Here is a 22671-nt window from a genome sequence, read left to right as displayed (position 1 = left end):
AGTCCTGGCAAATAAATCGATAATAGATAAACAGTTAAAAAAAATAATACCCCAAATAAAAACTGACAACAGGTGCAAGGTATGCCTCTGCTTTACTTAAAGAATTTCTAACTTGGCATAAGACAACATTAACCACTTCATACCAGCATTAGCAAAATTTATCTGTACTCGTTCTTGAGCACCTTCACCCTCAACTTGCAGAACGACCCCTTCACCAAATTTAACATGCCTTACGCGTTGACCTAATTGATAGCGCCCACTGGTGCCGATGGTCATTTTAGTTTGCTTATTAGTTGCAACCGGCTTACTCACATTGGCACGTAAACGAATTTCCTGTAGCAATTCTGAGGGAATTTCTTTTAAAAAACGCGATGGACGGGGATAATTTTCCTTGCCATATAAGCGTCTGGATTCAGCATAAGAAATATAAAGCATTTTCATCGCTCGCGTCATACCGACATAACATAGGCGCCGCTCTTCTTCCAGGCGGCCAATATCATCCACTGATTGCCGCGAAGGAAATAGACCCTCTTCCAGCCCCACCATAAAAACGATAGGAAACTCAAGCCCCTTTGCCGAGTGCAAAGTCATTAATTGCACACAGTCTTCAAAATCATCAGCCTGTGCATCACCAGATTCCAGAGCAGCATGCGCCAGAAATAAATCCAGCTCTGAAAAGTTCTCTTCATTGTCTTCATCATAATCAAACTGGCGCGCGGCATTAACTAATTCTTCCAGGTTTTCGACTCGCGCTTCACCCTTATCACCTTTCTCTTTTTTATGAAATTCAATTAAACCACTTTTCTCGATAACATTTTTTACCTGCTCATATAATTCCAGCTCCCCCGACTGTTTACTCAAGTTATTAATAAGCAGTACAAAGCCTTTTAAGGCATTTTCAGCGCGCGGCGTAAAATGCCCCGCTTTCATTAATTCCAGCATTGCCAGCCACAAGCTGATTTGCTTCTCTCTGGCCAGCCTGCGTATATCATCCAGTGTTTTAGTACCAACGCCACGCGTAGGTGTATTAATAATGCGCTCAAAGGCAGAGTCATTATCTTTGTGCATCATTAGAAACAGGTAGGCCAGGGCATTTTTAATTTCCATGCGGTCAAAGAAGCGCAAACCACCGTAAACTCGATAAGGCGTCCCTGTGGCCATTAGCTTTTCTTCAAACTGACGTGATTGCGCGTTAGATCGATATAAAATAGCAACATCTGAACGTAAATTGCCTTCGGCGACCCATTTCCGAATACGCTCTACAACAAAGTAAGCTTCATCCTGTTCATTGAAAGCAGAGTACAAGGAGATTAAATCACCGTCGCCATCATCGGTTCTAAGTTCTTTTCCCATACGCCCATCATTACAGGCAATCAGAGCATTAGAAGCTTTAAGAATATTGCCTGTCGAGCGGTAATTTTGCTCCAGACGGATAAGTTTATGATTGGGGTAATGCTTTTGAAAATTAAACATATTTTCAATTTTTGCCCCACGCCAGCCGTAAATCGACTGGTCATCGTCGCCCACGACAAAAAGATTGTCCTGTCCTTCGGTTAATAAACGCAACCAGGCATATTGAACAGTATTAGTATCCTGAAATTCATCGACATGCACATATTTAAAGCGCGCTCGATAAAATTCCAGTAATTCGGCATTATCACGTAGTGTTTCATGTGCTTTCAAAAGCAACTCGGCAAAATCCACCAGACCAGAGCGAGCACATAAGTCTTCATAACCACGATAAATCAGCAATAATTGCTGCTGGTATACATCACTACTCTCTTGAATATGTTTAGCACGAATACCTTCATCTTTTTGAGCATTGATGTACCAGACTACCTGCTTCGGTGGCCAGCGATTATCATCGACATTCATAGCCTTCATCAAGCGCTTGATCAAACGTAACTGGTCATCTGAGTCTATAACCTGAAAAGTATCAGGCAACTTCGCTTCTTTATTATGTTGACGTAATAAACGATGTGCCAGGCCATGAAAGGTTCCAATCCACATGGACCGTGCAGAAATATTTAACAAGTCTTCTACGCGACCACGCATTTCTTTTGCAGCTTTATTGGTAAAGGTAACGGCCAAGATGTTGAGTGGCGAGATATGCTCGATTTTAATCAGCCAGGCAATCCGATGCACTAATACACGCGTTTTGCCACTGCCTGCACCTGCCAAAACCAGCATTGACCTGGACGGTGCCGACACTGCTTCACGCTGCGCATCATTTAAAGAATCAATAATTGCCGCTACTTCCATTATTTAACCTATTTGACTTGCTTGATAGTCATTTAAACCACCTTCCTTATTAGCCCTGCCCAGGGTATGATCTTTTACAGCCATGCTGAAAACATCGATACCAACAGATTAAAGCCAGGTAATGCGGTTGACTTAAAGATATCTAATTAATGACTCTTAATCAGTCAATAAAAAAACGTTATATTATACCTGAACAGAGAAATCACTTTTATAATGCATAAGTATTACTGATTTTTTTCATCCTGTGCTTGCACATTTTTATTAGGCCTGTATATTTGTTCAGCTTAAACATTGACTTTTTAGTCTTCTCTATAATAACTAGAATAAAATAGGTAAAAACCATGAACTTTGATTTTAAACGCATGATTAAATTTCAAATTAACGTCGGCACCAAAGAGAAACAGATGCGCATCTATGCAGGCTCTGCATTGTTGTTTATCTCGATCTTCCTAGCCTCTGTGCCTTTACTACTCATCGGTCTGATTCTAGTCGCTACTGGCTATACTGGATTTTGCCCTGTTTATTCAGGTCTTGAAAAATCAACTGTGGAATCAGAATCAGAATAATTAATACAAGTTGGGCAAAGTAACGCAAGTGACGCGCCCAACTTAATCACAAAAAATAGCTTTATCGACTAATTTTGTAGAATCATTCGCATCTATTTCAATTCGTCCAGGCAAGTCTAAATCGTTTTTAAACTCCCTCGCCCAAATTTCCACCAGAATCAAATTTTGGCATGCGTATCTTTTTTGGTAACACACAGCCCGTCTGTGTTGAGCAGGCTGGCTGCATGCGCGCCTAAGAGCAAAATTTATTTTATCTACATTTCCATGCATTTGAAAGATCGCATGAATCATTCAATTATATAAGCATATTTGGTCGCATTATCAGCAAATTAAACTAAAATAATTATTAATTTATTAACATATTTCTTCCTGATTACCCATAACTCTCAGCTATATTCGTCATTCCTGCATGCTTTTAGCGGGAATCTCATGGGGTAAGCAAAAATTCCCGGTAAAGACTTCGGGAATGACGCGACTATTAACATACTGATATTTAAAATCTTTTAATATGGCTGTAAGTTGTACGTAATCAGGTATTTCTTTTATTAGCTGGTTATATATAACATTTTTCTGGGCTATTCTTCTCTCAAGGCGACTTACTATGCAACAGCAAATAATGGATTATTTTCGTGAAGGTCTGTGGCAACAAAAGACCGAAACAGAAGAACCACAATTCAAAGCGTATCTTGTACGTTTGTTAAAAATAGTCACTCTCTCTGCACACGCTTTTATTAAAGATAATGGATCTTTAAGGGCTTCGGCATTAACGCTATATTCACTCTTGTCGGTCGTTCCCGTTATCGCTATGCTTTTTGGCATAGCCAAAGGTTTTGGCTTTGAACAATTATTACAACAACGCCTGTTAGAGCAAGTACCTGAACAAAACGAGCTTATCGGGCAATTATTTGACATGGCAAGAAACCTCCTAGACTCAACTAAAGGAGGTGTAGTCGCCGGGTTTGGAGTAGCCATTCTTTTTTGGACAGTGCTAAAAGTCATTAGCAATATCGAGGAGTCTTTTAATTATATCTGGAAAGTAGGAAAACCAAGAGCACCGGGGCGAAAGCTGAATGATTACCTCTCAGTGATGTTATTAGCTCCTTTATTAATAATTGCGGCAAGCAGTATCAGTATCTACGTACAAACCCAGTTAGCTTCACTTATTAATGCCATAGCTCTGCCAGGCACAATCATCGCACTAAAACTACTCAGCTATTTACCGATACTCATTTTATGGGGCTTATTTAGCTTCGTGTTTATTTTTATGCCTAATACCACGGTGAGTTACCGCTCAGGGTTATTTGCCGGTATTATTTCAGGCACTATCTACTATATAGTGCAATCTTTATATGTCTCATTACAAATAGGGGTAACCAGTTATAATGCCATTTACGGTAGCTTTGCCGCCCTACCCTTATTTCTGGTATGGCTACAGATTACCTGGATAATTGTGCTGACTGGATCAGAATTATCCTTTTTTCATCAAAATTTAGCCTTTTATCAATTTAATCAGCATATAAAAAACCTGAGTTTCGTTTCCAGAGTGACGCTAGCTCAGCAAATTATGCATTTGATTATGGACCGTTTCAAACAAGTGAACGCAACACCTTATTCTGTTGAAGATCTGAGCATTCAATTACAACTACCCATTTCTCTAATTCAGCCTATCATTGATGAGCTGATCGAATGTCATCTGTTATCAAAATTAGACACTTCTGATAAGCCAACAGACAGCTATCAACCAGCATGTGCTATAAATTTACTCAGCGATGATGCCATTTCAGAAGCCTTAAAAAATAATGGGGAATCCTATACCGCTTTGTTTAATCAAGTATCGTATTAAACACTTCCTCTTAAAATAACATGTAGAACCTGACTGGATTTATCATGGCCAAAATAGCCTGTAGACCTAAAATAATATTTCAGAAAAAAATAATTAATCAGATGCCTTTTAAAAACAAACGAATAGGACGAGGGGCACATTTAAACAGCCAGTCTACTAATTGATGCATCAACACTTTGCCGGATTGTGATTCAGGTAATGGACCACAGAAAATTCCAGAGCTATTGCCTTATTGAGGATATGACAGCCATTAGCTGTATTCAATGATTCCGCCGTAAATTTAATGGCAAATCAGTTTTTAGAATATTGGTAAATCAAGCATTAAAAATGTGTATTTTACAAGACAGTTTGATGCAGATAAAAACTTTAACGATGAGTATTCTTATACACAAAACGATGCCTTCCTAATTTGCTTTAGGAAGGCATAAAGTACATTATTTACCTAACACATCCTTGCGTGTGCTTTCTGCTATTGCAGCTGCCTGTGCAATCAGATTATCAGGTACACCCAGCTCTGTCATACTAGCACCCAAGTGCTCCATTACGGCATCAAAATGCGAATTATCCAGACCCATTTTAACTAAATGCGCATGTACCGTACGCATGTCGGCACCCGTGTAATTATTAGGTCCGCCAAATGCCATGGTAAAAAAAGCTTTCTGTTTGGCAATCTGCTCTTCCATATTAGTTTTATTAAAAAAACGATTGATGCGATAATCTCCTAACACTTTACGGTAAAATAACTCAACAGCGGCATCAACCGCTGCTTCACCGCCAATTTGATCATATAGACTCGCTTCTTCAGTCATTAATGGTTCCTCATTATTATTTGTCATAGTTTATATAAATTATTATTATGGTTAATTACTGCAAATGAATAGTAACAAGTATGTCCTGACTATGCAATTGGAGTCATCTTTAAAATCACTGATAAAGCTAAGGGACATAGATATCTTGATTTTTAAAACTTAAATAAATACTGGTACAGTCATTAATTTGTACTTCTATTTCATGCAAATTCTGTCAGTCATTCCTGACTCAGACGGGGTTCCTGCATCATAATTTAAGCAATACTATTTTCCCGATACTCGAACCACTCTCAAGTTTTTTATGTACGGCCATTAAGTTTTCTACGGATAACTGCCCATAGATTTCCTTCAAGGTCGTTTTAAGCATCCCCGTATCAACTAAGCGTGCAATTTCATTCAACATCTGGTGCTGTTTAATCATATCAGCCGTTTTATACATAGAACGGGTAAACATGAACTCCCAGACAAAACCCGCGCTTTTAGTTTTTAATTTATCAAGATCATGACTTTGCCTTGTTTCCACTACACTACAAATCATTCCCTGAGGCGCTATTAATTCCATCATAGACTGCATATGAGAATCTGTATTATTAAGGCAAAGAATATAATCAGGTGCAACAAACCCCTTGTGTTTATATTGTTCCAGCATATCTTGATGATGGTTTATGACTTTATCGGCTCCGAGCGAGAGACACCACTGACGACTTTCTTCCCTGGAAGCGGTAGCAATCACATTTAACCTGGCAACTTGTTTAGCCAGTTGAATCGCAATAGAGCCCACACCACCAGCGCCTCCGATTATCAGGATGTGTTTACCCTTATCGGTTTGTGCATTTATTTTCAGACGATCAAACAAGGCTTCCCAGGCTGTAATACTGGTTAGAGGTAAAGCGGCAGCCGCCGCAAAATCCAGTGACTCTGGCATACGCCCGACTATGCGCTCATCTATCAATTGATGGGAGGCATTGCTACCGCTACGCGTAATATCACCAGCATAAAACACACGCTCTCCAGGTTTAAATAGACTGACATTTTCCCCCACTGATTCGACGATACCTGCAGCATCCCAGCCTAAAATTCGTGGCTGGTCTTTAGAATTCGAAATACCAAGCCGTACTTTGTAATCTACCGGGTTAACAGCAATAGCCTCTATCTTTACCAGTAAATCGTGGCCTTTGGCTTTTGCTGTCTGTTGCTCAACTTCGACAACCCCCCCTGATTTATTATCGCTATTAATTTTGTACGCTATCGCTTTCATATTTCCCCCTTAAAGCCGTATAAATGAATATTCACTATATCCTAAAATCAAGAAAATAGAAGTGTCCTGTTTTTAAAACTATGACACTACTCACTGGCATTTTCTTTAAATAAATGCATATAGTATTGTTTAATTATGTATTAAAAAGTAAGGTAATGAGCCGCTTTGCACTGCTCAATTTTTTTCATTTGAGCTATAAGTGAAATGCTGTTAAAGTCAAAACTGCTTGGTTTATAAAGTTATTAAATTATTTTCATTTCAGGAAAAAACTATGTCTGATTTCAAAAAATATCAATGCTCTGTTTGTGACCACATTTATGATGAAGCGCAAGGAGATCCTGACAGCGGTATTGAACCGGGTACTTTGTGGAAAGATATCCCTGAATACTGGGTTTGCCCCGAATGCGGAGCCGAAAAAAGTAAATTTGTATTAATGCCATAAACCCTTAAAGGAGCGATCATGCGTATAGTAATCATTGGCTCAGGCATTGCCGGAATCACTTTTGCCGAAAAAATGCATACTTTGAACCCGGATGCTGAAATTATAGTTTTGACTAAGGATACTGATGGTTACTATTCACGCCCGATTCTTTCGCATGGATTTAGCAAAAAGGACATTGAACAAAGCATTATTATGAAAACATTTGCTCAACTGGAGCAAAATGGCATTCATATTATCAGTGGTATCGAGGTCACTGCAATTGATTGCAAACACCGAATGCTTAGCATTAGCGGCACGGATGATCTAGATACGCTGGAATATGATAAATTGATTCTGGCACAGGGCTCTGCTGCCTTTATCCCACCTCCTTTCCTGGCTTATCGTAAACAGTTTTACGTATTTAATAGCCTTGCTGATTTAAAATTATTACGTAAATTTCGCCAATCGCTTAGAGAACACAACAAGTCACCCGGCTGGGCTATTATCGGGGGTGGTTTAATTGGTTGTGAGCTCGCATCTGATTTAAATGCTGCGGGGGATCAAGTTACCATATTTCATGCTATGGATAGATTAATGGAACGCCAACTCGTCGCTGAAGACTCAGGGAATTTATTAAAACATTTTCAATCATGCGGTGTAAATATACTATTAGATCAAGCAGTACAGGGCTTTGAGCATCAAGGAGACAAAGTAAGCGTATTAATTAAAGATACCACTGAAAACAAGGCTTATGATGCAGTCATTGTTTCCTGTGGTTTTAAACCAAGAACCGAGCTAGCGCAGGATGCTGGTTTAGAAACCAGTCGAGGCATTCAAGTAAATAATTTCCTGCAAACTAATGATGAAAATATCTATGCGCTTGGCGATGTTGCCCAATTACCCAATGAAAAAATATATGCGTTTATTATGCCGATTCGAAGTCAGGCATTATGGTTAGCTACCTATTTAAACGGGGATATAACTGAACCCTGGTCACCACCGGTTTTTAATCCCAAGGCCAAGGTACATGGGTTTACTGCAGAACATCCTTATATTTTCTAAAAGACACTACCAGCGTTGCAACACCTGATAATGGACACCATCAGCTGTACTACAGGATTCAATCAAACAAAATGAATCTGAACGCCATTGTATAGGCCGTATTTGCATATCAATTAGTCCATGCGCTTTTCGCGCCAGAGTGATATGCGGCTGATAACGCCTTTCTTCCGTCTGAATACCACACTGCTCAGCCATGCTCTTTATAGCATCAACTAATATGCCCAACTGCGGATCATATTGTTGCGTTGTTAAACATAAAATCCTGGGTTTACGCCAAAATTCCAGTCGCTCAAACGTTAATACAAATGGCTCAACACAAATACTTTCTGCCATTTGCTTAAGCATCAATTCAGTTGCAGCATCTGTGTTCCCCAGAAAAAGTAAAGTGACATGTAAATTAGCGGCTTTTACCTTCTTTAAGCCCTGCGATTTAACAGATTGATTAAAGGTTTCAAGCTGTTTTCTAGTCTGTTCATCAGGCCATAAAGCAAAAAATAATCTTTTCAAATTGTCCTCACTGATCTGCAACCCGACATAAGCGATTTTTTAGCTTTGTATAACAAATAAGAGTCCTGTTGCTTGTTATAAATAACCATTAACGCTAATTATACTGACTCTATGTGCAGTATTACTCAACAACATTACTGCGCAATGCCTTTGTTCTACTGCGCAGAGCTTTACTATCCAGCCGCCTTTGCTTTGCAGCACGACCTGGTTTCGTTGCTCGTCTGACTTTCTGCATAACTGTGACTTGTTTAATTATCTCCGCCAGTCGCTCAATAGCATCCTCGCGGTTTTTTTCCTGAGTACGATATTTCTGTGCCTTGATGATAATCACACCCGTTTTAGTAATGCGCTTGTCCCGCAATGCTAATAGCCGTTGCTTGTAAAACTCGGATAATGAAGAGGCCTTGATATCAAAGCGTAGATGAATCGCCGACGATACTTTATTAACATTTTGCCCTCCTGATCCTTAAGCACGGATAGCCGTAAACTCTAGCTCATTTTCTGCAATGGAGATATTCTGAGAAATTTCTATCACGACCTCATTCCTGTTTATCAATCTTCATAAATTATCAGCAACGCAGCTATCGGCTATAATTGGGCGTTAGCGAAGCGCATATGTGGTCGCGCGAAGTATTTACTCAATCGGTATTCGACGAATAAAGCGTATCCATGCTAATGATAAAATTTGAGTCATCATCATTCAGATAGAGCTCACCGTCCTGAATATTACATTGCAATTGCATACTACGCTTTATCAACATGTCCACATCTTCAGCATTGATATGCAAGACTTTAAGATTGTTAAATCGCTGTAACTTTTCTTGTTGCTGTTCCCACCAGACTTTTGCCTTGCGTTCATGGTAGGTATAAATAATCACTTGCTGAGCACGTCCGCAGGCTTTACGAATTCTCTTTTCATCAGGCTGCCCCAAATCAATCCATAACTCAATGTCACCGGTAAGTGTTTTTTGCCACAGATCAGGCTCATCGTCACTGTTCAGTCCTTTTGTAAAGCTAAGCCTTTCACTGGCATTCACCATAAACGCTATTAAACGTATCATAAAACGAAAGTCAGTTTCAGAAGGATGTTGCGCTACAGTTAATTCATGATGCTGATAATAATTCCGGTCCATATTGGCAATATTAAGAGTCACTTTATTGATTGTTGAGCTAATAGCCATAAGCAGATGTCATTTGAGTTGTAAGATTCATTGTAGAACATTTAGAGTGACAAATAAGGATTTCTTCTCAACTTACCGGCTATGAACTTAAGACGGGACATTATATATTGGTAGGGCGTGGCTTTAGCCCGCCAATGCCAATCACCTGTTCTAAAGGCGGGCTAAAGCCACGCCCTACAGTTTTCAATTTGTCCCGTGTTAAAATGATAGCCAACTTATCGAAATAATGTAGTCACTGTTTTAACGAGACAATCCGTATAAGATATACATTTGTATATTAAAGCCGGTTAATAGTAATATTATAATTTTAGGCATTCGACGCGGCAAAGCAGGTATTTTTATGACTAAGTCCAAACCCCCTACTCCCAGAAAAACCCGGGAGTTTCAAAACCACCATTTTGACTCCACAATATGGAATGATTTTAAGTTTCGAGACAACGATATTATTATCGCAACTTACGCCAAATCAGGAACGACATGGATGCAGCAAATCATTGCTCAATTGCTGTTCAATGGAGCCGATAACCTAGAAGTAGCAGAAATGTCACCCTGGATTGACCTCCGGGTACCGCCGAAAGAAGTAAAACTGTCTGTTATTGAAGCACAGACGCAACGTCGATTTGTCAAAACGCACTTACCTGTGGATGCACTGGTTTTTTCAACAAAGGCAAAATACATTTACATTGGTAGAGACGGTCGCGATATTCTTTGGAGTCTGTATAACCATCATGCAACTGCCAACGATGCCTGGTATCAGGCTCTAAACGATACTCCCGGAAGAATTGGCCCTGCAATTGAAAAACCGCACACGTCTATAACGCAGTATTATCATGACTGGCTGGATAACAATGGCTATCCCTGGTGGCCTTTCTGGGAAAACGTGCGTTCATGGTGGGCTATCAGAAATCTTCCGAATGTCTGTTTCGTGCACTACGCTAATCTTAAAATGGATATGCCCGGGGAGATTCGTCGCATAGCTGAATTTCTTGAAATACCTGTGGATGAGGAAAAATGGGAATCAATACTATTGCACTGCAGTTTCGATTATATGAAACAAAATGCCACTAAAAGCGTACCTCTGGGCGGTGCTTTTTGGGACGGTGGAGCCCAGACATTTATTCATAAAGGTACCAATGGTCGCTGGCGTGATATTCTGCAAAAGGAAGAATCGTTAAAGTACGAACAATATGCCGCAAAAGAACTGGGCAACGAGTGCGCCAGATGGCTTGCCTCAGGCAAAATGGTTTAGCAGCGAAACCCTAAAGGATGTCTAATAATCGCTGGTGTTCACTGTCGTACATTGGACAAAAACAAATCAAGTAAGCATAAGAATATTTACATTTTTACCACAGTAGATACTGAGTTTTTTATCGCGTAACTCTCGTGCTCTGTTAAAATTTCTATATGATTTTTTTAAATCGTTTGAACAACTATACTTCGCGCGGCCACGGATGTGGCCTCGCTAAGTATATGTATATGTATACCTGAAATTAGCCCTCCCTGTTTCAGGTCTCTTTTCTATATTTTAACTGCATCCCGTTTAGAAAATTGCGTAATATCTGATTTTTACATTCACGATAATTTTTGTGTGCTGGCTTACGGAAAAAAGCGCTTAATTCATGCTTACTTAAACGAAAATCAACCAGTCCCATTATCGCCATGATATCTTCATCTTTTAGATCTAAGGCGATTTTTAATTTTCTAAAAATGATATTGTTAGTTAAAGATTTTTCCGGCTCAACTTGCGGGCCCTCTTTTTTTCCACGTCTATCAATAATTAATCCATTTAGAAAAATAGCCATATTAGTATCATCACATTCCTGATAAGCCGGATCATCATCTTTTTTAAGCCAGTCGCTAATTTGTTCTCGCGAAACCTGATGATCTGCCAAGGCAAATATAGCCATCATTTTTGTATCATCAAAGTCAAAAGTATAGCGGATGCGACGCAAAACATCGTTATTAGTCATAGTTAATTTATTTAAGGTTCCAGAAAAACGAGTGATGAATTGCTAATAGCACTCTATATAGATAATATCTTTTATTACGGTTTAATAATGCGGTGGTCGTTCATCAGCAGCCGAAAATGCTCCGGCAGATTGCCCTGAAGCCTCCGACATATCTCGCACTCGACCGATTAAATATTGCGTAAGGCGCTCCAGCGTATCAATTTGAGTTTGTTGCTTGCACACCACTTCATTAAGCTGCGTGATAGTATCTTCCTGATAAGCAATTTTTGTTTCTATAGAAATTATGCGCTGCTCAGTCATGGCATTACTTTATATAAGAACAACAATAATCTGTGGGAGTTTTGATTTTGATATCAAATTTTGAATCAGCTGGCACTGCAAATGATTCACCTGCTTTGATACTTTGCCACTGTTCACTGCCAGGTAATAAAACGTCAAGTTCACCTGCCATGATTTCCATGATTTCTTTTGCGCAAGTACCAAAAGTGTATTCGCCAGGCAGCATAAACCCGAGTGTTTTTTCTGTGCCATCAGCAAACTGAATAGTACGACTGCTTACTTGTCCATCAAAATATATATTCGCTTTTTTAACGACTGTTACATTATCAAATGTTGTCATTTTGTGTCATTCTCTCTTAACTTTCTCTCCAGGAAAACCCGGTATTAATATAAATCTGGATAGAGCAGACTGAAGCCAACTCTACAGCCTAATTTTTAAATTATAATTTCTTCAATGATATTTTAGCTTCATTCCATAAGCGATCTAATTCATTTAATTCACATTGCTTAACTTCACGCCCGGATCGAAGAACTTTGTTTTCTATGTATTCAAAACGTCTGATAAATTTTTGGGTACTCTTTTTTAAGGCCTGTTCAGGTTCGACCTGCATATGCCGGGCAAGATTGACAGCGATTAACAGCAAATCACCAATCTCTTCTTCTATATGTTGTTGATCTCCAGAATTCCAGGCTTCTTTGACTTCCTCTAATTCTTCTAATACTTTGTCAAAAACAGGTTCTACTTCATTCCAGTCAAAGCCATGATTGGCAGCTCTATCCTGGATTTTCTTACACTGTACCAATGCAGGTAGATTTTTTGCAACACCGGATAGAATGGTATGATTTTCGGCTTCTTTTTCTGCTCTTTCAGATGCTTTCAATAATTCCCAGGCTTGGTGTTGCTCTGTTTCACTGGCATAAACAACATCAGAAAAAACATGTGGATGCCTGCGAATTAATTTATCTGCAACACCCTCTGCGACTTGCTCAAAATCAAATAAACCCTGCTCTTCTGCGAGTTGCGCATGAAAGACCACTTGAAACAGCAAATCGCCCAATTCAGATTTTAGGTCTTGCATATCATCGCGCTCAATCGCATCGACAACTTCATAAGCCTCTTCCAGAGTATAAGGAATAAGACTGCTAAAATCCTGCCTCCTGTCCCATGAACAACCGGACTCTGGATCTCTTAATTTCTGCATTACCTGCAATAATCGTAGAGTATTTTTCATGACGGCAGGCATTACATATCAAAAGTAAGCATTTTATCATCCAGACGCGGCCAGGCTGATGTCACTGCTTTAACCAAAGTGGCCAAAGGAATGGCAAAAAACACTCCCCAAAAGCCCCATAAACCACCAAAAAACAAGATGGCAACGATAATTGCCACAGGATGTAAATTGACAGCCTCAGAAAAAAGTAACGGTACTAAGACAACACCATCAATTGCCTGAATGACCGAATAAGCGATGACAATATACGTAAACTCATCACCACCAAAACCCCATTGAAAAAAGGCCACACCTAGCACTGGAAACGTTACCAGAGTTGCCCCCACATAGGGAATAATAACTGACAGCCCCATAAAGACAGAAAGCAATACTGCATAATTCAAACCTAAAGCAGAAAATGTCAAATAACTGGCAAAGCCTAGAATAATCACTTCAACAAATTTGCCGCGTATATAATTACCTAACTGCATGTCGACTTCTGCCCAGACATTAAGTGATAACAATCTGTCTCTGGGCATAAATTTAGCAAACCAGTTTAATAAAACCGCTTTATCTTTCAAACAAAAAAAGATTAACACGGGAACCAGAATAAGATAAACCAAGGCACTGATAATGCCCACGACAGATGAAGCTGAAAGACTTAATAAATTCTGACCATAATTCAATGCTTCCTGCTGTATGGCAAACATAAGCTCACTGAGTTTATCGGCTGAGATAAATTGCGGGTAAGCTTCTGGAAGTTTTAAAATTTCTGCCTGTGAGCTCTTTATTATCTCCGGCGTATGCTGTAGCAATTGTTTAAGCTGCTGATATAACTTCGGCATTAGCCCAAATAGAAAATAACAAAAAGCGCCCATAAACCCGGCAAATACAATCAATACTGCAGGCAAACGCTTTAGTTTATGCTCCAGTATTTTTACCACGCCCTCTAATAGATAAGCTAAAACAATAGCAATAAAAACCGGCATTAATACATCTGACAAGGACGTAATTAACAAGAAGCCAGCAATTAAAATAATAGCTAAAGCGATAGCCTGAGAGTTAGGGAAAATTCGCTTTATGCTGTCTTTTAAAAACTGTAGATTGGAATTATCATTACGCTGCATGGTGACTTATTATTATAATTAGATGTCAAGGTCGATACGTGGCATTTGTTTTCGGTGTTTCGCTCACACTGACTGAAATGACTTCATGCCATATGTGTTTGGCATGGTCATAAAGATATTTAGCAATACTTTCGGCAGTCGTTGGGCCTGTCAATACATCATTCAGATGACGATGATCCAGTGTCTCATCAATCATAGTTTTAAACACAGCAAGATCATTGTAATCAACCACAAAACCCGTTGCATTAAGTTCTTCTGCGGCTAAAACCAGTTCTACAACATAATTATGTCCGTGCAAGCGACTACAAGGGTGCTGCTCAGGTAGACCTTCAATAATATGACTTGCACTAAAATTAAATTGTTTGGAAATTGTATACACGCGGCTCTGCTACCTTACCTAAAGCTAAATACAAAAAATCCGATTCACAAAATTGAACCGGATTCAAATTTTTCGATATTTTAGCATGATTTATAGCCTTATTTCTCATAACAAAATAATGTTCCGCAGAGGAATAGCAAAAGTACAGAATCCCTACCCGAATTAAGCTGCCTTTATCTCCTTTTAAAATTCATGCTGATTTCCGACAACCGTCAGACATGCTCAAAAAACTAGTCATTCAAGAAAACAAAGGGTCAGGTCTTTAATCTATGATTATTTAAAGAGATAATCATAGATTAAAGACCTGACCCTTTGTTTTGTTAAAGACCTGACCCCAGTGTTTTTTACTTTTCTTGAGATCTTAAATGTTCTCGGAAACGTTTATTTGCATCTTTAACCATTTTTACATCAATTAAAAAATCCACATCTACACCCCACTCATCATTAAGCCAGATCCAATCTGGATTGTGGGCAAAACTAACATTAGATGGTGGTGGGTACTCAATGTCGCTGACAAGTATGTTACGAACTTGATTATCAGTATATTTGCAAAGATCTATAAAGAAATAATTTAAGAATGACATTGCTGCTTTTAAGGCAACTAGACCATGAGTATTTTTTAAGACAAAAAAACTTTTTGGTAGTTTTAATATTGCTGTTTCACCGAGGTCAACTGACTTAGTATTCTCATCTTTTTTTACCCATTTGTTTTTATAAGGTTTAGGATGAACAATTAAGTTTCTTGTGTTAATCAATTCGCTAGCCTGTTGTACGGGTAGGCAACCTCGATCAAACTTCATTTCTGAATTGACTTGTTGTAAGTAATACTCAAATTTACTAAGTACAGGGAGCTTATCTATATCCTTAAGATACTTACTAGAAAGACTGAGAGTGCTGATGCAACAATTTGCAGCAGACTCCAACAATAGTGATGAACTATATATAGATGAACGCACTAAAGACCATTCTTTCGGAGAATAACCTTCAACGGAAGTTTCTATAGCCATTTTCAATAAGAAAACTGAATCTTCAAGTAGCAACTTAAATTTCCGGTCGTAGAAATATTCAGAATCTATCATTTAATTTAGTTCTCATAACGCCAAGTTCAGTGGCCGTTGGCAGATATTCGATGAGTTCTGTTAACACGCAGGGCTTTGATATACAATGACTTTTTGAAAAAAACTGCGCTGCCAACGGTCAACTGGAACTTTTTGTTAGCCTTTTCTTGATTCTTCAACAGCACTTAAAATATTTTGCGTAGTTGCTTTTGTGTTTATCCCAGGCACATCAAAAGGTGACTTTGACGGCTTTCCCTTTGATACAAGTGAAAATATAGAGCCATCTTTCCTGCGAATTTCGACCTCTTCAGTTTGAGCAAGAACTAATAATTTAGAAAGGTTTTGACGTGCCTCAGAATAGGTAAATACTTGCATTTCAATTACTCCAAAACTTCAATATTAAGATCAATGGCAACTTGTTTCATTCTTTTATCTAACGTGAACAATGGATGTGATAGTGATTTTGCACACTGCAAAAAGTAAGCATCATACGCATAGATATTGAATTCTAATGCTAGCTCTAGTGCTTTAACAATATCAATTGGAACTAACCGCACAGGAATTTTACTTGCTACTTCAAATGTTGAAAACGCTTCATCATGAGTGATTTGTTTCCGTTTAATCATTGCAGAAAGTGCATTACCAATTTCATATGGCAATATCTCTGGTGCTACTGCGTTCCTATTCGAGGTAAGCTGAATAATTCTTGTTTTCTCTGGCTCATTAAGAGCCACTGCTAAAAATAGATTTGTATCTGTGACAATGTTCATAACTGACAATTGTACAACAGCTACAATTTTTTACAAGAGGCTAATCGGGATAGGGAGATGCTTCACAGCACCTCTCCTCCCACACCACCAGGCATACGGATCACGTACCATGGCGGTTCATTATTACGTTTCATATCATGCTACCAATGAAGGTAGCCCCAAGTTTGTAAAGTATTTATTCGACAAGCCGTAAGTCAAAGCTGGACTATTACTCAATCGCCAAGGGCCATGCGCTGATTTAGCTGTGTTCCAAGCCAATTGCCGTTTGACACCTAGTTTCCTGAGCTTTCGGTAGCCTGACCTACCCCACTGTTTGTATAAATAACACCGTAACTTCCGTCTTATCCATTTATCTATATCACGTAGCGGACTCTTTACTTCGGCTATACCAAAATATGCTTTCCAACCAAGCAGGGACTTTCTTAGCTCCGCAATAATTTGATTTGTGATTTTCCTCGTGTTCGACGACATAGCCCTCTCACCGTATATTTGAGCTTCTCCAATGCTGCTTCGGAGACTTTCAATTTATGTCCTCGGCGTGGGCTAAAGGTAAAACCCAGAAACTTTCGTTTCCATGGGCGATCTACCGCACTTTTGCTTTCATTGACCTTGAGTCTTAAGGTATGTTCTATAAAGTACGTTATACTCTGTTTTACCCGTTCACCTGCTCGCTGACTGCTTACATAGATTTGACAATCATCGGCATAGCGAACAAAGATGTGGCCTCGCTTTTCCAGCTCCCAATCTAACTCATTCAGCACTATATTGGCTAGTAATGGAGATAACGGGCTTCCTTGTGGAACGCCTTCTGTTGTTTTCTCATACTGTCCATTAATTTCAATGCCTGCTTTGAGGTAGCTATTGATCAATCGCAACAGTGTTTTGTCTTTGATCTCGCTCTTTAATGTATTCATGAGTCTATCATGATTCACACGGTCAAAGAAGGATTCAAGATCAAGATCAACCACCCATTGCTTGCCATTGTTTATTTCGCTTTGTGCAGTGCATACCGCTTGTTGGGCACTCCGCAGTGGACGAAACCCATAGCTGTTGGGATGGAATTGCGGCTCCCATCGCTGGCTAAGAATTTGGGCGATGGCTTGTTGTATCATTCGGTCTATGACCGTCGGGATACCCAATTTTCGCTTCTTGCCGTTTGCTTTGGGAATTTCTATTCGCAGTACAGGCTGTGGACTGTATATTCCTGTCTCCAGTCTGGCTTTGATGTCTGGCCAGTGCTGTGTAAGATAGTCAGGCAGTTCTTCTACTGTCATTCCATCAACACCAGCAACACCTTTGTTACGGACAACTTGTTTTAGCGCTTGCAGTAGATTGTTTCTTTCTAATACTTGCGCCATCAATGATAGTTCTTCGCTGGAGCTATGAGTATAAGCTTTTCCCATTACGGTTTGCCTTTCTAATTGAAAGATTGCGTCCACTGGTCTGTGAAAACGGCGTAATACTTCATCTTATTCATTCTCCAATAATGTTCTGACCTTCAGTGGTACAAGGAAGGAACCACCTACTATGTCTTCTGCTGACTTCTGTTATACGATCAAATCAAATTGCTTTGATTTCAGTGCTTTCCTTGCACATATAACAGATCTCTCGGGGTAAGGCACAGAGCTTTCGTTGCGTAGATGCTGGATTTATAAAACGTATCCCTTGCGTGAATGGAAGACTTCATGGTCACGTGCCCACTGGTCTCGAATACGTCACACCTTATATCCAGTTCCTGTTCGTCACCCCGCAACTTTGCGTTGTACTTCCTTCAGCCAATACCTCACGATATTAACCTTGTCCTTTCGCTAGCCTTCGGCTTCACGAATACCTGGCAAGAGGACTTGCACCTCTCTAGTTCTGTGCCATGCCCGACACACACGCCTTGCTAATGGGCGCGCGGCATTTTGCGCGTCCAACCGCAGGCGATCATTGAGCAATTTGTTATGAGCTGCGGACCAAATACTGAAAATCATTAATACACCGTCCTTTAATATTATTGCTTTGCTTTTACTGCGGCTGATACGAAACTTTGCTAATACTTTTACGATGATGCCTGGTGCTGCCAGTTTAACGCCCTGCTTTACAGCATACAATCACTGAACTTTCCACTTTCAGTAGGCACGGAACCTAAACGACTTTTGACTCATAACGTATGCATCAGCCGCCGCTAAAAGTGCTGCGAGCGAAGCAAGCGGTACTTTTTAGCAGTCGGCTGGATGCGCTCGTTAGCGTTGATGATGCGCGATGCGCACCCTACCCGGCTACAAGCTTATTTCTTACACTGGCGATACCCTGCACTCACCTGCTTCGCTGAGGTTCCCTTCGGGCAAACGCATTTATTGCCCGCAAAGATCGATTTGTCGACAGGACAATCCGTTGGTTGGCATTGTCGATACCCTGCACTAACCTGCTTCGCTGCGGTGCCCTGCGGGCAGGTGCATTTGTCGTCTGCAAAGATAGATTTGTTGACTTCACACTCCGCAGCCTGGGCACCCGCAGCCATGAAAAATGTGGCAAACGCTGCGGTTGCAAAAATAGTAGCTAATCTCATTTTCATATCGTTTTCCATTTATCTCCCTATTGGTTTGAAATGCTAGGAGATCTGGGAGGAACGATCTCCTAACGCCGAGTTGAGGTGCCAGTTTGCCCTATAATCAGCCTGGCGGGATGTATTATCGGGCAAACTGGTCGCCTCGAACGATTTGTTATCGGCTCCCGGAGCTTGCGTAGGGTGACGATGGCAACATCGTTTGAGGGGTTTCACCTCAACTCGGCGTTACCCGCGCCACGGAGCTTCAGCAGAGTGGCGCGGGTAACGATATTATTATCAGGCACATTAGCCCTGATATTCTACAGTACTCACCGACAAATCAGGCATATTTGACAGGATATTAATATCCTGACCTTTTGCCCTGTTTCTTTTAAGTATTGACCGAAAAATCAGGCATATTTACCTGCTATCCAATTTATCCTGTCATGTTGCCTTGATAATTGATATTATCCGATAAATCTGGAAATTAACTGTCAACATAAGTCTTTTTAATATCTATGTCAACTATGAATCCTGGAAAAAGCCTGCTGGAGGAAACCCGAGATACTCTGCAGCGTCTGCATTACTCTATTCATACAGAGCGCGCCTATTGCGACTGGATTACACGCTATATCCGCTTCCATCATTTACAGGAGCGGGCTGCTTTATTGGTTGCGCCTGAAAAGAAGGTCGAGGATTTTTTAACGCATTTAGCTGTTCAGGCTAATGTGGCGGCATCCACACAGAATCAGGCCTTTAATGCCCTGGTTTTCTTGTACAAGCGGGTACTTGAGTGCCCTTTAGACGGTGTGGAAGCTGCACGGACAGGTAAAGAAAAACGCATTCCTGTTGTCTTGACCCGTGAAGAAGTTAAGCAAGTACTGGCTTTGCTGGAAGGCACCGCTGAATTAGTAGTGAAATTATTGTATGGCAGTGGTTTACGCATTACCGAGGCGGTTCGTTTGCGCGTACAGGATATTGATTATGGTTTTAAACAAATAACGGTGCGCAATGGTAAAGGAATGCAGGATCGGGTCACACCGTTTTCAGAAAATTTAGCGCCGTTATTGTGTAATCATCTGGAGCGGGTTAAGGCGATTCATGAACAGGATTTAGCGACAGGTTTGGGCGCTGTTTATCTGCCGTATGCATTGGCGCGAAAATATCCTCATGCAGAAAAAGAGTGGCTGTGGCAGTATGTCTTTCCCAGTCGTAATTTATCTGTCGATCCGCGTAGCGGCGTTACTCGACGACATCATATTGATCAATCCGCAGTGAATAAGGCGATTAAACAAGCGGTGCGCAAAACCGGCATTGCCAAGAAAGTGAGTGCGCATACTTTTCGGCATAGCTTTGCGACTCATTTGTTACAACGCGGTACAGATATTCGGACGATTCAATCTTTGCTTGGACACAAGGATTTAGAGACGACGATGATGTATACGCATGTGTTACAGCAAGGCGGAGAAGGTGTAGTGAGTCCACTAGATGATTTGTAGCGCAATAATCTGTAAGTTAAAGTACGCGTTTATAGAACAAGCAGCCAACTTTAATAACAAAGCCGGCTTCAAGTTATCACATTTTGTGTTGCTTTAAGCCTTATCATGCATAACAGAAATTCTTAATGCCTCTACTTTTTCACTATAGTCTTTATACTCATTAGAATTACTGGGTGAATAATTCAGATTTTTAAATAAGCCCGTCAGTTTGGTGAAATAATCGCGCGCAGCATCTTTGTCAGTAAAATGGTAGTCAGTATCTACTAACTTGACAATCGTATTTAAACTCTCTTGCTGCCTTTGCAAGGGAACGGCTAAATCGACAGGATCAAAAGCATCTTGCTGCAGATAGACCATATCCAGAAACAGAGCCTGTTGATGAATAACAAAATCCTCAGTGGAAACACCTTCTTCGCCCGTTACCTGAATCATTTGAGAGATTTCATCGCCTTTGCGCAGCAGCTTTAATAATTGCTGCACATTACCTATCCAGGTTTGCGACAAATTTTCCGTAAACCAGGGTTGTAATTGCTCTAAATAGCGCGACCAGGACAACAGCGGATCCACTGCAGGATAAAAACGCTTATAAGCACGCGCCGCACTCAGACCTAAAAAGGTCTTTACTGTTCCTAAGGTTGATTGTGTCACTGGTTCTTCAAAGTTTCCGCCCGCTGGCGAAACGGTACCAATCATCGTTAAAGTACCTTCACTTAGATCGGCGGTTCGGATCACGCCAGCACGCTCATAAATACCTTTGATAGAGGAATCCAAATAGGCAGGAAAGGCTTCTTCGCCGGGTATCTCTTCCAGTCGCCCCGACGTTTCACGCATCGCCTGCGCCCAGCGTGAGGTTGAATCAGCAATCAGTAAAACATTCAAACCCATTTGACGATAATATTCGCCCAGGGTTATGCCGGTATAAATGGATGCTTCTCGTGCAGCAACGGGCATAGATGAGGTATTACAAATAATAATGGTTCTATCCATTAGCGTATCGCCCTTGGCATCTTTGAGCTTAGGGAATTCGGTAATGGTTTCCACCACTTCTCCGGCACGCTCGCCGCAGGCAACAACAATAACGATATCGACATCCGAGTTACGCGAAATTAAATTCTGTAAAACAGTTTTTCCCGCACCAAAAGGTCCAGGGATACACCCCATTCCACCTTTTGCAATGGGAAAAAAGCTGTCAATAAGGCGCAAATGCGTGACTAACGGCTCTTGTGGATATTTACGTACGGCAATATTCTGTTTTAACAGATTTTTAGGAAGTGCTTTACGTACTGGCCAGCGCTGCTTTAATGTCAGCGATCGTTCTTTACCTGATGCCAGTTTGATTTTTGCTACAGGCTCATCAACCGTTACGTTGCCTTCCTGAATCCAGGTAATAACGACTTCTTCCTGGATATCAAAAGGCACCATTATTTTATGCGTATAGCCTCTCTCCGGCACTGTCCCAATCACTGAACTGGCACGTAATACGGCTCCCGTTTGTACAATTGGCGTAAAGGCCCATTTGGTATTAGTATCCAAAGCCGGAGACTCAACGCCTCTGGGCAAGAAATAGCCAAACTCACTCGCCAGTTTATCCAGCGGATTTTGCAGCCCATCATACACCTGACCTAATAAGCCCGGGCCGAGTTCTACAGACAGCATTTCTCCACTTTGCTCAACCAAATCACCGACAGCAACGCCGGCCGTACTTTCATAAACCTGCGCATCGGCTACTGAACCATTAATACGCAAAATTTCGGCTTTTAATCGTTCCTGATATTTCGCTTCACTGCGTGTCGGTAAGATATACACGACTTCATTCTTGGTTAAAGGCTGTTTACTTCCAGCTAATGTTTCTATCGATACCAGGCTATCCTGGACAGATACAACCCTTGCACTTGCGTTAGTTGTGTTATTCATTTAACTCTCAAAACCTCTAATC

General features: G+C 40.5%; 25 protein-coding genes and 1 pseudogene. 6 read left to right on the top strand and 20 right to left on the bottom strand.

What is annotated here, in order from left to right; all coding sequences use genetic code 11:
- Positions 1-96: 96 nt before the first annotated feature.
- Entirely contained in the window at positions 97-2262 is a 2166-nt protein-coding gene (uvrD, locus tag AU255_RS08540; RefSeq protein WP_080522482.1) for a DNA helicase II, read from the bottom strand.
- Between the two features lie 341 nt (positions 2263-2603).
- On the opposite strand from uvrD, the gene AU255_RS08535 reads away from it, so the two are divergent.
- Together AU255_RS08535 and AU255_RS08525 are read left to right on the top strand one after the other, a co-directional pair.
- Positions 2604-2828, top strand: coding sequence for a YgaP family membrane protein (locus AU255_RS08535; protein WP_080522481.1), 225 nt, complete (start codon positions 2604-2606; stop codon positions 2826-2828).
- A 601-nt stretch (positions 2829-3429) separates the two neighbouring features.
- A complete protein-coding gene (locus tag AU255_RS08525; RefSeq protein WP_080522479.1) occupies positions 3430-4671 on the top strand; it encodes a YihY/virulence factor BrkB family protein in 1242 nt (413 codons plus the stop codon).
- 434 nt (positions 4672-5105) lie between these two features.
- Here the strand turns inward: AU255_RS08525 and AU255_RS08520 are convergent, their stop codons facing one another.
- Both AU255_RS08520 and AU255_RS08515 read right to left on the bottom strand, forming a co-directional pair.
- Entirely contained in the window at positions 5106-5480 is a 375-nt protein-coding gene (locus tag AU255_RS08520) for a group I truncated hemoglobin (protein ID WP_080522478.1), read from the bottom strand.
- 247 nt (positions 5481-5727) lie between these two features.
- A complete protein-coding gene (locus tag AU255_RS08515; RefSeq protein ID WP_080522477.1) occupies positions 5728-6738 on the bottom strand; it encodes a zinc-binding alcohol dehydrogenase family protein in 1011 nt (336 codons plus the stop codon).
- A 271-nt stretch (positions 6739-7009) separates the two neighbouring features.
- Between AU255_RS08515 and AU255_RS08510 the strand changes: the two genes are divergently transcribed.
- Positions 7010-7180, top strand: a complete 171-nt coding sequence (locus AU255_RS08510; protein ID WP_080522476.1) for a rubredoxin — start codon at positions 7010-7012, stop codon at positions 7178-7180.
- 18 nt (positions 7181-7198) lie between these two features.
- A complete protein-coding gene (locus tag AU255_RS08505; RefSeq protein WP_080522475.1) occupies positions 7199-8221 on the top strand; it encodes an NAD(P)/FAD-dependent oxidoreductase in 1023 nt (340 codons plus the stop codon).
- Positions 8222-8227: 6 nt separating this feature from the next.
- Here AU255_RS08505 and thpR read toward each other — a convergent pair whose 3' ends face one another.
- The 3 genes and pseudogenes from thpR to AU255_RS08490 form a co-directional block, all read right to left on the bottom strand.
- On the bottom strand, positions 8228-8728 hold the full coding sequence (thpR, locus tag AU255_RS08500) for an RNA 2',3'-cyclic phosphodiesterase (protein ID WP_080522474.1): 501 nt from the start codon (positions 8726-8728) through the stop codon (positions 8228-8230).
- A gap of 121 nt (positions 8729-8849) precedes the next feature.
- Positions 8850-9182: pseudogene (gene arfB / locus AU255_RS08495) on the bottom strand (alternative ribosome rescue aminoacyl-tRNA hydrolase ArfB); the annotation flags it as partial.
- A 184-nt stretch (positions 9183-9366) separates the two neighbouring features.
- Complete coding sequence (locus tag AU255_RS08490) at positions 9367-9909, bottom strand: YaeQ family protein (RefSeq protein WP_080522473.1); 543 nt, start codon at positions 9907-9909, stop codon at positions 9367-9369.
- A gap of 340 nt (positions 9910-10249) precedes the next feature.
- On the opposite strand from AU255_RS08490, the gene AU255_RS08485 reads away from it, so the two are divergent.
- A complete protein-coding gene (locus tag AU255_RS08485) occupies positions 10250-11158 on the top strand; it encodes a sulfotransferase domain-containing protein (RefSeq protein ID WP_080522472.1) in 909 nt (302 codons plus the stop codon).
- 256 nt (positions 11159-11414) lie between these two features.
- Here AU255_RS08485 and AU255_RS08480 read toward each other — a convergent pair whose 3' ends face one another.
- The 13 genes from AU255_RS08480 to AU255_RS08425 all read right to left on the bottom strand — a co-directional run bounded on the left by AU255_RS08480 (position 11415) and on the right by AU255_RS08425 (position 19275).
- Positions 11415-11879: a YehS family protein gene (locus AU255_RS08480; protein WP_080522471.1), complete on the bottom strand. Its 465-nt coding sequence runs from the start codon at positions 11877-11879 to the stop codon at positions 11415-11417.
- Between the two features lie 81 nt (positions 11880-11960).
- Positions 11961-12179: a SlyX family protein gene (locus AU255_RS08475; RefSeq protein WP_080522470.1), complete on the bottom strand. Its 219-nt coding sequence runs from the start codon at positions 12177-12179 to the stop codon at positions 11961-11963.
- Positions 12180-12183: 4 nt separating this feature from the next.
- Positions 12184-12498 (bottom strand): pyrimidine/purine nucleoside phosphorylase, encoded by a 315-nt coding sequence (gene ppnP, locus AU255_RS08470; RefSeq protein WP_080522469.1) that lies wholly within the window; start codon positions 12496-12498, stop codon positions 12184-12186.
- A gap of 100 nt (positions 12499-12598) precedes the next feature.
- On the bottom strand, positions 12599-13390 hold the full coding sequence (gene mazG / locus AU255_RS08465) for a nucleoside triphosphate pyrophosphohydrolase (RefSeq protein WP_080523308.1): 792 nt from the start codon (positions 13388-13390) through the stop codon (positions 12599-12601).
- An 11-nt stretch (positions 13391-13401) separates the two neighbouring features.
- The gene (locus AU255_RS08460; RefSeq protein WP_080522468.1) at positions 13402-14496 is read right to left on the bottom strand and encodes an AI-2E family transporter; all 1095 of its coding nucleotides are present in this window, start codon (positions 14494-14496) and stop codon (positions 13402-13404) included.
- Positions 14497-14521: 25 nt separating this feature from the next.
- The gene (locus AU255_RS08455) at positions 14522-14875 is read right to left on the bottom strand and encodes a 6-pyruvoyl trahydropterin synthase family protein (protein WP_080522467.1); all 354 of its coding nucleotides are present in this window, start codon (positions 14873-14875) and stop codon (positions 14522-14524) included.
- A 344-nt stretch (positions 14876-15219) separates the two neighbouring features.
- Positions 15220-15954, bottom strand: a complete 735-nt coding sequence (locus tag AU255_RS08450; RefSeq protein ID WP_080522466.1) for a hypothetical protein — start codon at positions 15952-15954, stop codon at positions 15220-15222.
- 135 nt (positions 15955-16089) lie between these two features.
- On the bottom strand, positions 16090-16308 hold the full coding sequence (locus AU255_RS08445) for a type II toxin-antitoxin system Phd/YefM family antitoxin (protein WP_080522465.1): 219 nt from the start codon (positions 16306-16308) through the stop codon (positions 16090-16092).
- 5 nt (positions 16309-16313) lie between these two features.
- The gene (locus AU255_RS08440) at positions 16314-16703 is read right to left on the bottom strand and encodes a type II toxin-antitoxin system VapC family toxin (RefSeq protein ID WP_080522464.1); all 390 of its coding nucleotides are present in this window, start codon (positions 16701-16703) and stop codon (positions 16314-16316) included.
- A 135-nt stretch (positions 16704-16838) separates the two neighbouring features.
- Entirely contained in the window at positions 16839-17174 is a 336-nt protein-coding gene (locus AU255_RS21365) for a group II intron maturase-specific domain-containing protein (protein WP_198942525.1), read from the bottom strand.
- Positions 17126-18106 (bottom strand): group II intron reverse transcriptase/maturase, encoded by a 981-nt coding sequence (gene ltrA, locus AU255_RS08435; protein WP_198942572.1) that lies wholly within the window; start codon positions 18104-18106, stop codon positions 17126-17128. Before ltrA ends, AU255_RS21365 begins: the two co-directional genes overlap by 49 nt.
- Before the next feature lie 405 nt (positions 18107-18511).
- Entirely contained in the window at positions 18512-18799 is a 288-nt protein-coding gene (locus AU255_RS08430) for a hypothetical protein (protein ID WP_080522463.1), read from the bottom strand.
- 176 nt (positions 18800-18975) lie between these two features.
- Positions 18976-19275, bottom strand: coding sequence for a hypothetical protein (locus tag AU255_RS08425; RefSeq protein ID WP_080522462.1), 300 nt, complete (start codon positions 19273-19275; stop codon positions 18976-18978).
- A gap of 479 nt (positions 19276-19754) precedes the next feature.
- Here AU255_RS08425 and AU255_RS08420 point away from each other — a divergent pair, with 479 nt between their 5' ends.
- Positions 19755-20735, top strand: a complete 981-nt coding sequence (locus tag AU255_RS08420; RefSeq protein ID WP_080522461.1) for an integron integrase — start codon at positions 19755-19757, stop codon at positions 20733-20735.
- Positions 20736-20828: 93 nt separating this feature from the next.
- Here the strand turns inward: AU255_RS08420 and AU255_RS08415 are convergent, their stop codons facing one another.
- Entirely contained in the window at positions 20829-22649 is a 1821-nt protein-coding gene (locus AU255_RS08415) for a V-type ATP synthase subunit A (RefSeq protein WP_080522460.1), read from the bottom strand.
- Positions 22650-22671 lie beyond the last annotated feature (22 nt).

This window comes from Methyloprofundus sedimenti, assembly GCF_002072955.1.
GTDB lineage: Bacteria > Pseudomonadota > Gammaproteobacteria > Methylococcales > Methylomonadaceae > Methyloprofundus > Methyloprofundus sedimenti.
The sequence above is the reverse complement of the archived record's forward strand: the minus strand, read 5'-3'. Positions and strand labels throughout refer to the sequence as shown.

Bases quoted from the DNA above. Each gene is read 5' to 3' on its own strand.
- uvrD (WP_080522482.1), bottom strand. From the start codon at position 2,262: ATGGAAGTAGCGGCAATTATTGATTCTTTAAATGATGCGCAGCGTGAA.
- AU255_RS08535 (WP_080522481.1), top strand. From the start codon at position 2,604: ATGAACTTTGATTTTAAACGCATGATTAAATTTCAAATTAACGTCGGC.
- AU255_RS08525 (WP_080522479.1), top strand. From the start codon at position 3,430: ATGCAACAGCAAATAATGGATTATTTTCGTGAAGGTCTGTGGCAACAA.
- AU255_RS08520 (WP_080522478.1), bottom strand. From the start codon at position 5,480: ATGACTGAAGAAGCGAGTCTATATGATCAAATTGGCGGTGAAGCAGCG.
- AU255_RS08515 (WP_080522477.1), bottom strand. From the start codon at position 6,738: ATGAAAGCGATAGCGTACAAAATTAATAGCGATAATAAATCAGGGGGG.
- AU255_RS08510 (WP_080522476.1), top strand. From the start codon at position 7,010: ATGTCTGATTTCAAAAAATATCAATGCTCTGTTTGTGACCACATTTAT.
- AU255_RS08505 (WP_080522475.1), top strand. From the start codon at position 7,199: ATGCGTATAGTAATCATTGGCTCAGGCATTGCCGGAATCACTTTTGCC.
- AU255_RS08490 (WP_080522473.1), bottom strand. From the start codon at position 9,909: ATGGCTATTAGCTCAACAATCAATAAAGTGACTCTTAATATTGCCAAT.
- AU255_RS08485 (WP_080522472.1), top strand. From the start codon at position 10,250: ATGACTAAGTCCAAACCCCCTACTCCCAGAAAAACCCGGGAGTTTCAA.
- AU255_RS08480 (WP_080522471.1), bottom strand. From the start codon at position 11,879: ATGACTAATAACGATGTTTTGCGTCGCATCCGCTATACTTTTGACTTT.
- AU255_RS08475 (WP_080522470.1), bottom strand. From the start codon at position 12,179: ATGACTGAGCAGCGCATAATTTCTATAGAAACAAAAATTGCTTATCAG.
- ppnP (WP_080522469.1), bottom strand. From the start codon at position 12,498: ATGACAACATTTGATAATGTAACAGTCGTTAAAAAAGCGAATATATAT.
- mazG (WP_080523308.1), bottom strand. From the start codon at position 13,390: ATGAAAAATACTCTACGATTATTGCAGGTAATGCAGAAATTAAGAGAT.
- AU255_RS08460 (WP_080522468.1), bottom strand. From the start codon at position 14,496: ATGCAGCGTAATGATAATTCCAATCTACAGTTTTTAAAAGACAGCATA.
- AU255_RS08450 (WP_080522466.1), bottom strand. From the start codon at position 15,954: ATGATAGATTCTGAATATTTCTACGACCGGAAATTTAAGTTGCTACTT.
- AU255_RS08445 (WP_080522465.1), bottom strand. From the start codon at position 16,308: ATGCAAGTATTTACCTATTCTGAGGCACGTCAAAACCTTTCTAAATTA.
- AU255_RS08440 (WP_080522464.1), bottom strand. From the start codon at position 16,703: ATGAACATTGTCACAGATACAAATCTATTTTTAGCAGTGGCTCTTAAT.
- AU255_RS21365 (WP_198942525.1), bottom strand. From the start codon at position 17,174: ATGTCGTCGAACACGAGGAAAATCACAAATCAAATTATTGCGGAGCTA.
- ltrA (WP_198942572.1), bottom strand. From the start codon at position 18,106: ATGGGAAAAGCTTATACTCATAGCTCCAGCGAAGAACTATCATTGATG.
- AU255_RS08425 (WP_080522462.1), bottom strand. From the start codon at position 19,275: ATGGAAAACGATATGAAAATGAGATTAGCTACTATTTTTGCAACCGCA.
- AU255_RS08420 (WP_080522461.1), top strand. From the start codon at position 19,755: ATGTCAACTATGAATCCTGGAAAAAGCCTGCTGGAGGAAACCCGAGAT.
- AU255_RS08415 (WP_080522460.1), bottom strand. From the start codon at position 22,649: ATGAATAACACAACTAACGCAAGTGCAAGGGTTGTATCTGTCCAGGAT.